11 protein-coding genes are annotated in these 12116 nt (G+C 67.4%); 3 read left to right on the top strand and 8 right to left on the bottom strand.

Features of this window, described 5'->3' with window-relative positions; all coding sequences use genetic code 11:
- Nucleotides 1-35 precede the first annotated feature (35 nt).
- The 6 genes from arcC to ACFQWG_RS11360 all read right to left on the bottom strand — a co-directional run bounded on the left by arcC (nucleotide 36) and on the right by ACFQWG_RS11360 (nucleotide 7586).
- Complete coding sequence (gene arcC / locus ACFQWG_RS11385; RefSeq protein WP_380975405.1) at nucleotides 36-980, bottom strand: carbamate kinase; 945 nt, start codon at nucleotides 978-980, stop codon at nucleotides 36-38.
- A 129-nt stretch (nucleotides 981-1109) separates the two neighbouring features.
- On the bottom strand, nucleotides 1110-2093 hold the full coding sequence (locus tag ACFQWG_RS11380) for an NAD(P)-dependent oxidoreductase (protein ID WP_380975403.1): 984 nt from the start codon (nucleotides 2091-2093) through the stop codon (nucleotides 1110-1112).
- A gap of 12 nt (nucleotides 2094-2105) precedes the next feature.
- The gene (locus tag ACFQWG_RS11375) at nucleotides 2106-2972 is read right to left on the bottom strand and encodes a dimethylarginine dimethylaminohydrolase family protein (RefSeq protein WP_380975401.1); all 867 of its coding nucleotides are present in this window, start codon (nucleotides 2970-2972) and stop codon (nucleotides 2106-2108) included.
- Between the two features lie 98 nt (nucleotides 2973-3070).
- Nucleotides 3071-4600, bottom strand: coding sequence for a YfcC family protein (locus ACFQWG_RS11370; protein WP_380975399.1), 1530 nt, complete (start codon nucleotides 4598-4600; stop codon nucleotides 3071-3073).
- A 90-nt stretch (nucleotides 4601-4690) separates the two neighbouring features.
- Nucleotides 4691-5710, bottom strand: coding sequence for an ornithine carbamoyltransferase (gene argF, locus ACFQWG_RS11365; protein ID WP_380975397.1), 1020 nt, complete (start codon nucleotides 5708-5710; stop codon nucleotides 4691-4693).
- A 286-nt stretch (nucleotides 5711-5996) separates the two neighbouring features.
- Nucleotides 5997-7586, bottom strand: coding sequence for a sodium:solute symporter family transporter (locus ACFQWG_RS11360; RefSeq protein WP_380975395.1), 1590 nt, complete (start codon nucleotides 7584-7586; stop codon nucleotides 5997-5999).
- A gap of 304 nt (nucleotides 7587-7890) precedes the next feature.
- Here ACFQWG_RS11360 and ACFQWG_RS11355 point away from each other — a divergent pair, with 304 nt between their 5' ends.
- Nucleotides 7891-8751, top strand: coding sequence for an aldo/keto reductase (locus ACFQWG_RS11355; protein ID WP_380975393.1), 861 nt, complete (start codon nucleotides 7891-7893; stop codon nucleotides 8749-8751).
- Between the two features lie 14 nt (nucleotides 8752-8765).
- On the opposite strand, the gene ACFQWG_RS11350 is transcribed toward ACFQWG_RS11355, so the two are convergent.
- Nucleotides 8766-9122, bottom strand: coding sequence for an AzlD domain-containing protein (locus ACFQWG_RS11350; RefSeq protein ID WP_380975391.1), 357 nt, complete (start codon nucleotides 9120-9122; stop codon nucleotides 8766-8768).
- Nucleotides 9119-9883, bottom strand: coding sequence for an AzlC family ABC transporter permease (locus tag ACFQWG_RS11345; RefSeq protein WP_380975389.1), 765 nt, complete (start codon nucleotides 9881-9883; stop codon nucleotides 9119-9121). Before ACFQWG_RS11345 ends, ACFQWG_RS11350 begins: the two co-directional genes overlap by 4 nt.
- Before the next feature lie 142 nt (nucleotides 9884-10025).
- On the opposite strand from ACFQWG_RS11345, the gene ACFQWG_RS11340 reads away from it, so the two are divergent.
- Nucleotides 10026-11387 carry a ClC family H(+)/Cl(-) exchange transporter gene (locus ACFQWG_RS11340; protein ID WP_380975387.1) on the top strand — a complete coding sequence of 454 codons (1362 nt, stop codon included), beginning with the start codon at nucleotides 10026-10028 and terminating at the stop codon, nucleotides 11385-11387.
- A 56-nt stretch (nucleotides 11388-11443) separates the two neighbouring features.
- The gene (locus ACFQWG_RS11335; protein WP_380975385.1) at nucleotides 11444-12115 is read left to right on the top strand and encodes a pentapeptide repeat-containing protein; all 672 of its coding nucleotides are present in this window, start codon (nucleotides 11444-11446) and stop codon (nucleotides 12113-12115) included.
- Nucleotide 12116: the final 1 nt, after the last annotated feature.

Below are 12116 nucleotides of genomic sequence, written 5' to 3'. Positions count from 1 at the left end.
ATCGGGACGGCCGCGACGGGCCCGGCATCGGCTCGTCAGCGGTGGATCCGCGTCCCGGACTCGCCGCGGAGCGCCGCGCCGGCCTTGTCCAGTGAGCCGATGATCGCCGTCTTGCCCTCTCCCGACTCCGCGAAGCGGATCGCGGCGAGGACCTTCGGGAGCATGCTGCCGGGAGCGAACTCCCCGGCGTCGCAGAGCTCACGCGCCTCGGCCACGCTGAGCTCGGCCAGGTCCTCCTGCTGCGGCGTCCCGAACCGGATGGCCACCCGGTCGACGGCCGTGAGCAGGCAGAGAGTCTCCGCACCGACGTCCTCCGCGAGGACCGCGGCCGCGAGATCCTTGTCGATGACCGCCGGGACGCCCTCGAGGATCCCCTCCTTGCGGACCACCGGGACGCCGCCACCTCCGGAGCAGATGACGATGAACTCCGAGTTCAGCAGGTTGAGGATCGAACGCTTCTCCGCGATGCGGATCGGAGTGGGTGAGGCGACGACCTGGCGGTAGCCTCGACCCGAGTCCTCGACGAAGGCGAGAGAAGGGTCCTCCCGGCGCGCCCGGAGCATCTGATCCTCGGAGAGGAACGCCCCGACCGGCTTCGTCGGATTCCCGAAAGCCGGGTCAGCCGGATCGACCTCGGTCTGGGTGATGATGGAGGCCACCTGCCAGCGCCGTCCGCACCGCTCGATCTCGTTCTGGATCGCCTGCTGCAGGTGGTACCCGATGTACCCCTGGCTCATCGCTCCGCACTCCGGAAGCGGCATGGCGGGAACACCCGCGTCGGCCTCCGAGGCGACGGAGAACGCCTTCTGGATCATGCCGACCTGGGGGCCGTTCCCGTGGGTCACGATGATCTCATTGTCATTGAGGATCATATCGATCAGCGCGTGCGCGGTCTTGCGGACACGTTCGCGCTGCTCCTGAGGGGTGTTGCCCAAGGCGTTGCCGCCCAGGGCGACGACGCTCCGTGGATCATGGGACATGACGTGCGCCCTTCTCCTCGCGCACGGGGCGCAAGACATACGAGATGAATATTATGAAACACATTTTTTCAGAACATGCCGGGGGCCCGTCCCGGTGCTCCAGCCGCCGGGGCGGGCCCCGTGCGGAGATCAGTTGACCAGCTTGAACACCCGGTCCTTCTCTCCTCTCAGGAAATGGACGATGTTCTCACACGAGATCCGTTCGAGCGACTCCATGGCCGTCGAGGAGTAGAACGCCGAATGCGGTGTGAGCAGCACGTCCTCACGGCCGATCAGGGGGTGCCGCGCGAGATCCGGTGTCTCGTCCGCCAGCACGTCTGCGGCGTAGCCGCGGATCCGGCCCGACTCGAGCGCACCGAGGAGCGCGTCCTCGTCCACGACCATTCCTCGCGACATGTTGACGAAGTCGGGACGTCGGGCCATGGCCGCGAAGGCCTCCTCATCGAAGTACCGCTGGGTGCCGGCGGTGAGCAGCATGCTGTTCACGATCACGTCGCTGGAGGCGAGCAGCTCATCCTTCTCGACGAGACGCGCCCCGCCCGCCGAGGCCGCCTCCGCACCCACGTAGGGATCGCAGACGATGACCTCACCGACCAGGCCCGACAGCTTCCGCGCGATGCACCTGCCGATCTTGCCGAATCCGAAGATGCCCAGGGTCTGGTCCTGGAGCCGGGGCCGGGCCTCAAGCGCCGCGAAATCCCAGACGTGGTCGTTGTCGATGCGTCTGCCGTACGCCTTGAGCCGCTTGTGGAGGGCGAAGACGAACGCCACGGCGGCCTCGGCCACATCCGACGTGCAGTATTCGCCCACCGGGCACACCCCGATGCCCCGCCGGGTCGCGGCCTCAAGGTCCACGCAGTCGTACCCAGTCGAGTTCAGCGAGATGACCTTGAGATCCGGAGCCTGCGCCATCACCGCGTCGTCGATCGTGACGAACGCCGTGAGCAGCGCGTCGGCGCCCCTCAGCGCCTTGAGGAACGCCTCGTGCTCATCCCCCCTGTAGGGGAGGACGTCGACCGCCGTGTCAGGCCCGAGGCCTGCGCGCAGGGTCTCGATCTCGAGGGCGTGGTCGGGCATCATCGAGTCGGGGTGGTCGCTGATGAGGATTCGCACAGTCGACACCCCTCACGGACGCTCGACGGGCTGGGTCAGGCAATGCGGGCCGCCGCCGGCGTGCAGGATCTGGTCGAACGGGACATCGATGACCTCCAGGCCGAGCGCCCGCATCTTGTCGTTGATGTGCTTGTTCTTCTCGATGGCGATGACGCGGCCGTCGCCGATCGCCTGCACGTTGCAACCGTGTTTGAACACGTCCTCGGCGGACACCGGGATGATCTCGAAGCGGCGCCGATCAAGCGCCTTGAGGAACTGGTAGGGGAGCTGCTCGGGAACCGCCAACGCGACCTGGGGGGCCACGATGTTGAAGCACATGTCGAGGTGCAGGTTGTCCGGGTTCACCGGGACGCCGATCACCGTGTATCCGTACTTCCACAGCTGTTCGCGCAGGTTGGCGACGCCGGCCTCGTCCGTGCGATCAACGAGGCCCCAGGCCAGGGTGTGCTCGTCGAGCATCCAGAAGTCGCCGCCCTCCATGCAGCCGGCGTTGACGCGCGCGACGATCGGCACGCCCAACTCCTTCAGCTTGGCCTCGTAGAACGTGGTCTCGACCTGGCGGGCGGGGTGGCGGAAATGGCCGATGACAGCCCCTTCCTTGACCATGCAGCCGAAGTCGCGCGCGAACGTCATGACCTCGCACTCGGCGTGCGGCTCCACCTGGACGACCTCGACGCCGTTCTCGGCATAGGCGTCGACCAGGGTCTGCCATTCGCGGACCATCACCTCGTTCTTCTCGGTGTCGCCCTTCTTCATCCATTCCGCGGTGATGACGTTGATCGCATTGAACCGGTAGTGGACCGGGGAGCACATCAGCACCTTCTTCAGCACGTTCGTGGCGTTGGTGACGTACGTCTTCTCTGCGGGGACATCAGCCATGATGACCAGGCCTTTCTCTATGTGTCTTGATGTGTCCGGGTGATCCCGGGCAGTGGATCGGATCGGTGGAGTCTGTGCGGGAGATGGATCGGGTCGCGTCACAACGCCGCGGCGACGACCAGCACCAGGCAGCAGGCGGCGAAGATGACGAGAACATAGGGCAGGATGAACCGGATCCACCGGGCGTAGGACACGTTCGTCGCCTGCAGGCAGGTCATCAGGACGATCGACGTCGGTGTCACCATCTTGGCGAGGCCCAACGCCATGCAGTAGATCGTCACCATCAGCGGGACAGGAACGCCGGCGAACCGGCTGAGCGACGCCATGATCGCCATGGTCGCCGCCGCCAGTCCCGTCGAGCTGGGAATGAGGCAGGCGATCAGGAAGTAGAACACCAGGGAGACGATCATGAACACGACCGGCGGGAGCGCGGCCAGCGAGCCCTCGCCGAGATGGAGGATCGTCGGGGTGATCGCGCCGTCGTCCATGACGACCTGGATGCCTCGGGCCATCGCGACGATCATCGCGGTGGACACCAGTCCGGCGGCACCCTTGATGATCACGTCGACGATCTTGTTCGTCTCGAACCCCATGATCTTGCCGATGACGAACGACATGACGAGCAGCAGCATCGACAGTTCAGCGAAGTACCAGGTGCCGAAGGGCGCGATGTCGGCTCCGAGGACCGACCGGAGCACCGGGGTGCGGGCGATCCAGGTGGTGAGGTCGCCGAAGAACGTCCAGTTCGGGTTGAGGTCCGTCCAGGGAACGAGCGAGACGACCATGAGGGCGAAGGTCGCGATGAAAGCCCACAGCGCTCCCTTCTGCTTGTCGGAGAGGGCGAGGTTCTCGTCCTGCGCGACGGGGAAGGCCTTGAGGTCCTGCTCGCGCCGGGTGTACTGCATCGATCGCGCGGGATCGGCTTGGACGCGTTTCGCGTACATGTAGATCATCGCCGTCACAAGCGCCGTGAACACGACGAGCATGACCACGCGCAGCCCGAGTCCGTCGCCGGCGGAGACTCCGCCGATGCCGGAGGCGATGCCCACGGCGAACGGGTTGATCGTCGAGGCGAGGCAGCCTGTCTGGGTGCCGAGGACGACGATCATCAAACCAGTGACCGTGTCCAGTCCGAGCGCGAGCAGCAGCGGCAGGAACATCATCAGGTAGACGATGCCCTCCTCGTAGGCGCCCTCGATGGTCCCCATGACGGACATCAGGCTGACGAGCACCGCGATGAGCAGAAGCAGGTTCTTCTGGCTCTTGATCGCGACCCTTCGCAGCCCGATCTTGAGGGCCCCGCTCTCCTCCATCATCTCCAGGAACGAGCCGAAGAACATGATGAACAGCGAGATCGGGATGGCCGCGGAGATCGTGTCGGACCCGAGCATACCGGTGATCGGGGCCATGAAGATGTCCCAGATGCCCTGCGGGGAGGAGTCCGTGAGGTGATAGGTGCCGGATACGGCGTGTCCGGCATCGTCCAGGTCATAGGCGCCGCCGGGCACGAACCACGTGAGCACGGCGATGAACGCAATGATGAGGAACAGGATGACGTAGGTGTTGGGCATTGATTTGCGGCGCTTCACCCTCTGTGTTTCGGGCGCGACCGCAGGAGTTGCCGACATGGGGGTCTCCATTGACTTGTCCGGGCATGACGGATGGAGCCGGACGGGACGGAAGGGGGAAGGAAGGAGAAGGAAGGAGGAGGGAAGGGCTCAGACGCCCGGAACGTAGAGGTCGCCCAACGTCGCCGCCATGATGGCCTTGATGCTGTGCATCCGGTTCTCAGCCTGTTGGAACTGCCGTCCATGCTCCGAGTAGAACACCTCGTCCGTGATCTCCATCTCGCCGACGCCGAAGCGATCGAGGATGTCCGCCGCGTATTCCGTCTCGGCATTGTGGAAGGCGGGGAGGCAGTGCAGCACGATGTAGTCCGGGTTGCGTACGTTTTTCAGCAGATCCGCGTTGACCTGGTACGGCGCCATGAGGCGGACGCGCTCGGCGAACTGGGACTCCTCCCCCATCGCCGCCCACACGTTCGTGTAGATCACATCAGCGCCGGCCACGGCCCCCGGGGCGTCGTCCGTCACGGTGATCGTGGAGCCGGACTCCGCTGCGAGGCTCTGGGCGACCTCGACGATGGCCGGATCGGGTGCGAGCTCGTCCGGAGTGGCGTTGATGTAGTCAACGCCCAGGATCGCGCTCGTGATCATCAGCGAGTTCTGGACGTTGTTCCTTCCCTGGCCGCAGTAGGTCAGCGTGCGCCCCTCCAGCTGCCCGAACTCCTCGACGACCGTCATGAAGTCGGCGATCATCTGGGTCGGGTGCTCCTGATCGGTCAGGCCGTTCCATACCGGGACGCCGGCGTAACGCGCCAGCTCCTCGACATGGCGGTGCTTGAATCCCCGGAACTCGAGCCCGTCGAACATCGAGCCCAGCACGAGCGCCGTGTCGCGGACGGTCTCCTTCTTTCCGAGCTGGATGTCTCCCTTGCCCAGGAATTCGGGGTGCGCCCCGAGATCGGTCGACGCGACCGTGAACGCGGCGCGCGTCCTAGTGGAGGTCTTCTCGAACAGCAGCGCGATGTTCCTGCCCTCGAGGTAGCGGTGCGGGACGCCGCGACGCTTGAGATCCTTGAGATGCAACCCGAAGCCGATGAGCCACATCAACTCGTCACGGGTGAAGTCGCGGGTCGACAGCAGACTGCGCCCCTGGAAATGCGATGAATTCGCCATGGATGTCACCTTTGGTCCGTCAGTCTCCGATAAAGACAATTGCTCAATCCGAGCAAACCCGACGGACAACGACCCGAGATCAATCGAGGCCGAAAACAGACCCGAATCACTTCGGGACGTCCCCTCCTTGGCGTTTTTGATCCTATGGAGGCAGATCAGGGCTGTCAAACGACTCTGTTCATGGCCTGGATCACAGAGGAGGAGAATCCCCTCCCGTCGTCGCCGGAACCAGAACGGCCTCGATCTGCGGCGACATCGGTGCTGAGTGCTGCCGCCCGTCGGAGGGTCACAAGCGGAGCCGGTGACCGCCGTCCTGTCCGGACGGGACGTTCGACCCGGTCCCGACGGGCGACGGCCGCTCCGCCGAGGCCGAGCTCCCGGCCTCGAGCACGGCCGCCGGCTCGTCCTCGATCTCCACGTTGGGAACGATCCTGGTCCGGTCGACCGCCATGACGAGAAGATAGGCGACCAGACCGACGCCGATGCCGAAGGTGATGGGCCAGTTCCCCCCGACGGCGAAGTCCGGGCGGTTGGTCGCCTCGCCGAAGACCATGGTGCCCCCGACCGTGATCGCGCTGGCGACCAGGGAGACGAAGCCGGACTTTGGGGAGATCCGCTTGAGGACGAATGAGAAGATCACGGGCACGAACACACATCCCGAGAGGAACCCATAGGCCAGGTCGAGAGCCTTGAACAGGTCTCCGATGAGGAGCGACAGTCCGATGATGGCGAGTCCGACGACCAGAGCGATCCCGCGGTTGATCCAGGCGTCCCGCTGGCTGTCGGCGGCGTCTTGGACATCGTGGGGATCTGCCGAGGCGGTCCCGTGCCCGCGGATGAACCGGACGTACAGGTCGTTGTAGACGACCGTCGAGCAGGCGAGGATGGTTCCCGACGCCACCGACATCGAAGCCGCCAGCGCGGCGGCCAGCAGGAGGCCGGCGATCCCCGGCGGAAGGAACGCCGACACCCCCGCCTCGAAGGCCATCGACGGATCGTCGAGCTGGATCCCCGCCGCACGAACCGACATGCCGAGAACCACCGCGGCAAGCGAGTAGACGATCGTGTACGCGCCGGCGGAGAGCGTTCCCGCGCGCGCGATCGACGGGGTCCGAGCGGTGAACATCCGCTGCCAGATGTCCTGGCCGATCACCAGTCCCGGCACGTAGAGGAGGATCCAGTACACCGTCCCCGAGACGCCATAGGCGCCCAGGTTCCAGTGGCTCTCCGGCACCTTCTCGATGAAACCGGAGATCCCCCCGATGGAGGAGTCGTTGAGGACCACGATCGGCACGAAGATCAGGACGCCCAGCGTCTTGATGACGAACTGGACGATGTCGGTCATCGTCACCGACCACATGCCGCCGAGGAACGTGTAGAAGACCACCACCAGTCCCGAACCGAACATGGCCCAGCGGAGATTGATCCCGAAGAGCCCGGCTGTGATCGCCCCCATCGACACCACCTGCACGACCGTGAGCGCCACCGTGTAGATGATGGTGAGGACCGCGCCGAAGACCCGCGCCGCGGCCCCGTAGTTGCGCTCGATCACCTCGTTGATCGACAGCGCGCGGAGACGGCTCAGACGATTCGAGACGAGCATCCCGAGCAGGATGAGGCCCATTCCCAGGGAGCCGCCGACCCACATTCCGGCGATCCCGTCGGAGTACCCCTTGCCGGTGCCTCCGACGGTGACCGCGCCCCCGACGGCCATGGCGGACATACAGCCGAAGAACAAGGGGAAACCGAGCCTTCGGCCGGCCACCAGGTAGTCGTCCCGGCTCCTCGTCTTCCGGACGGACCAGAGCCCGATGCCCACCAGAGCCGCGAAATAGAGTCCGATGACGACATAGTCCACAACATGCAGAGCTTTCACCGGGAGGTCACCATCGATTCGTGTGTCGGTGTCGGAACGCCGTTCGGCATTGAACAAGCCCGACGGACAACGCCCCTGATCTCTCAGGACCGACAGCCCCGGGAAACCCGGAGCGCCCCCTCCTTGGCAGACTCGACAATAGACTCGGGCTCACACCGAGACAACCGCTGCGACCGCCGTTCCCGGGCCCACGCCGAGTCCTCGCCCAGCACGTCAGACCCGCACGGACGACAATGGGCGAGGGCGGCGGCGCGGCCGCGCCGAGGACGAGCAGACGGACAGCGGACGAACCGAGGAGCACGCGATGAGCATCCTGACTGAGACCTTCACCCTGGCCAACGGCGTGACCATCCCGAAGGTGGGATTCGGGACCTGGCAGATGCCCGAGGGGGCGCAGACACAGGGCGCGGTGGAGAAGGCGCTGGAACTCGGCTACCGCCACGTCGACACGGCCAATGCCTACGGGAACGAGGCCTCGGTGGGGCGCGCGGTGCGCGCCGCGATGAAGGACCTGGGTCTGGCGCGTGAAGACGTGTTCGTCACCTCGAAGCTGCCGGCGGCTGTCAAGGACCACGACGGCGCGGCCGCAACGGTCGACGAGAGCCTGACGAACCTGGGCCTGGACCACATGGACCTCTACCTCATCCACGCGCCGTGGCCGTGGAGCACGCCCGACCAATCCGACGACGCCGGGAACCTGGCGGCCTGGAGCGCCCTGGAGGAGGCTCTGGCGGCGGGGAAGATCCGGGCGATCGGGATCTCCAACTTCGCCGTCCACGACATGCAGAACATCCTCGACCACGCCGATGTCGCACCCGCGGTCAACCAGATCCTCTCCTACGTCGGCTTCACCCAGCCGGAGAACACCGCGTTCGCGCAGAAGCACGGGATGGTCGTGGAGGCGTACTCGCCACTGGCCACTGGCGGTTTGCTGCGCGATCCCGTCCTCGCAGGGGTGGCATCCGCGCACGGCGTCACGCCGGCGCAGGTCGCGATCCGTTTCTGCATCGATCGCGGCGTCCTGCCCCTGCCCAAAGCCACCTCCGAGGACCACATCCGAGCCAACGCCCAGCTGGACTTTCAGCTCACCGAGGACGAGGTCCGCACCCTGGCGGCCCTGCCCGACGCCGATCCGTCGCACTACCACGTCGACTCGCAGCGATAGGTCCGGCGGCGGGCTCAGGGGAGGTTGACGAACACCACGAAGGCGAGCGTCCCCAGGCCGACGCTCAGCAGGGTCCGCCGGCCTCCCAGCAGGTGGACCGCCACCGTGACCGCGGCGGCGATCGCTCCCTTCCACAGGAGGGCGGTGTCGGCGGCCCCGCCCGATCCCGCGCCCGACCAGCCCACCGTCGACAGGAACGTCGCGGCCGCCAGGATCGCGAGGATCCCGGCGGGCATCCACTGCGCCAGCGCCGAGACGAACCGGGACTCCCGCAGCGGTTCCAGGACCGCGAAGGGCGCGGCCCTCAGCGCGAAGGTGATGCCGAACCCGATGGCCAGCACGGCGAGCAGGTACCAGACGCCGGGCATCATCGCTCGTCCTCCCGGCCGGGAGGAATCGCTCTCGTCGATCCGGACGCCGGACGCCGACGGGTCCCACCCGGATTACCGGCGTCTCCGCGTCCGCGTGTGACCAGCGCGAACCGGACGACCAGCGTCCCCACGAACACCACCATCGCGGTGAACAGCGCGTTGGAGGGCGCCGCTGTCATCGCCACGAGGAACGCCGCAGCCGCCATCGCCAGGGAGGGGATTTGGGCGCGCGAGCGGCACGCGTCCAGGGTGAGTGTGACGAACAGGGCGACCAGCGCAAACTCCAGGCCCCGGATCGGCCGGGGCAAGGCAGAGGCCACCAGTGCGCCGATTACGCCGCCTCCGACCCAGTAGCTCTGGAACGCGGCCTGGACGGTCACGAGACGCGGCCCCGTCCAGCCCTCGGGGTGCGCCGCGGTCAGAGCGTAGGACTCGTCGGTGAGGGCATAGGTCGAGTACAGGCGCCCCACGCGGCTGCGCACGACGTCGCGAGGGAAGGAGAAGGCGTAGAACACGTGCCGGAAGTTCACCAGCAGCACAGTCAGCGCCACAGTGGCCAACGGCGTGGTGGCCGCGACCATGCTGGTCAGCAGCAGTTCCACGGAACCCGCATAGACGGCGATGGACAAGGCCGGCGCCACCCACCATTTCAGTCCCGACTGGACGACGAGCATCCCGTAGGCGATGCCCAGAGGCACCAGGCCCAGGCCGGCCGGAGCCGATAGGCGCAGGCCCTCAGCGATCTCCCGACGACGGCTCACGCCCTTGATGGTGCCACCGCCGGTGGAGGTCGCCTCCGCTGGGTCCGTAGCATGGATCGGGACTGGTGAGGACGGCGTCGGCCTCCGGAGCTGGCGGGACAGGGGATTCGGACGCGGCCCCGGCCCCGCGCACAATGGAGGCATGGCAAACGGATGGCGATCGCTGATGGAACGCATGGGCCACCTCTTCGCCTCCCGGCGCTGGCGCGTCGCCCGCAACGGCGTCCTGGCCGGTCTGTTGGCAGGTTCGGCGAGCGTCGCCTACCGCTGGATGATCGCCCACGGCACCGCTATCGCGCACCTCGCCTACCAGGCCATCGGACGCCGGCCCCTGTGGATGCTGGCCTGGACCGCCTCAGCCCTCCTCGTCGCCGTGGCCGTGCGGCAGGTCCTGCGATGGGAGCCGACGTCGTCGGGATCTGGGATTCCCCAGGTCAAAGGCATTTTGCAGCATCGGATGGCACTCCGCCCCCTGCATGTGCTGGCCGCCCGGTTCTGCGGGGGCGCCGGGGGCGCGCTGTTCGGTCTGTCGCTCGGACGCGAGGGACCCTCCATCCACATCGGCGCGGCCGCGGCCGACCTTCTGGCCCGGCCCATGGGGGCGACGCCTCAGGAACGCGACCAACTCATCACCTCGGGTGCCGCCGCCGGACTGTCGGCGGCTTTCAACGCACCGGTGTCCGGAATGGTCTTCGGCATCGAGGGACTGCACCGCAACTTCTCGCCGCTGGTCGTCGTCTCCGCGTCCACGGGAGCGCTGGCAGCCGACGTCGTGTCGACCTTGGCCTTCGGGACCCGGCCGATCCTGCGATTTTGGGCCTCCGCGGGGAGCCTGTCCGGTGCGGGAGCCGCGACGCCCGGCGAGATCCCCCTCTCCCAGCTGTGGGTGGTCCTGCCCCTCGGCATCCTCGCAGGACTGGTCGGGGCCTTGATGAACCGCGCTCTTCTGGGCGCGCAGGCCCTCTCCCGCCTGCCTGGGCCGCTCCCGGTCCTGGTGGCTCTGACCGCCGCGCTCCCGTGCGGGTTGTGGGCGCCCCGCGTGCTGGGCGGGGGCGAGGACCTCATCGAATGGGCCGAGGTCGGCTCGATCGGCCTGGGTGCGGTCCTGGTGGCGCTGGCGGCCAAGATCGCGCTGACGACCGTCAGCTTCGGGTCGGGCGTCCCCGGCGGGATCTTCATGCCGATCCTGGCGATCGGGACCCTCACGGGCGCGGGCTACGCCCTGGGCGCCCGGGCGCTGGGGCTGTCCGGAGATCTCCGGATGGCCCTGGCGGTGTGCGGCATGGCCGGGGTGCTCGCCGCCAGCGTGCGGACCCCGCTGACCTCCATCCTGCTCACCGCCGAGATGACGGGGACCCTGGGTCACCTGCTGCCCGTCGCCACCGTCGTCATCATGTCGATCTTCACGGCCGACGCCCTGCGCGTGCCCCCGATCTACGACGCCCTGCTGCAACGCTCGCTCAGCGGCGGGAGCCCGGCCCCCGTCCCCTCGTCCCGCGACTGACGAGGACGACGCCGGCCTGTCCCCGAGATGCACATGTCGTCTCGGACAATGGGTGCATGACGCCACGCCGCTCCCCGATCCGCCCGGTCCCGCCGAAGATGTCCCTTCCGGTCCTTGCGGCGCCCGTGGACGTGGACTGGCGCACGGTCCGAGCCCACGATCTCCACGAGGGCGCCCGCTACGCGGGTGCCGACGTGTCGGGACGGGACCTCAGCGGCGCGACCTTCTCCGAGTGCGAGCTGACCGGGTGGGCGGCGCACGAGACGCTTCTGCGGGGGGCGAGCTTCGCGGACGCGCGAATCGAACGGTGGGGCGCGTCGAGCCTGGCCGTCGATCGGTCGTCGTGGTTGAGCGTGTCCGTGACCGGGTCCCGACTGGGGTCGGTGGAGATGTACGACTCGACCCTGCGCAACGTGAGCGTCGAGGGGTCGAAGATCGACTGGTGGAACCTGCGCGGCGCGGAGCTGCGCGACGTCGTGGTGCGCGGATCCCTGTTCGGCGAGATGGACCTCAGCGGGGCCCGGGCGCAGCGCGTGGCCTTCGAGGACTGCCGGATCGACACGCTGACCCTCGATCGGGCGCACCTCGCCGACGTCGATCTGCGCGGTGCGGAGATCGGGGCGGTCAACGGCGTGGAGGGCCTGCGCGGGGCGACGCTCACCTCGGCGCAGATCAGCCTGATGGCCCCCGTGTTCGCCGCCCGCCTCGGCATCGACGTGCGCGGTTGAG

It is taken from the genome of Schaalia naturae (assembly GCF_042665795.1).
Lineage (GTDB): Bacteria > Actinomycetota > Actinomycetes > Actinomycetales > Actinomycetaceae > Pauljensenia > Pauljensenia naturae.
Note: the sequence above shows the minus strand (reverse complement) of the source record. Positions and strands in the feature narration are given on the sequence as shown.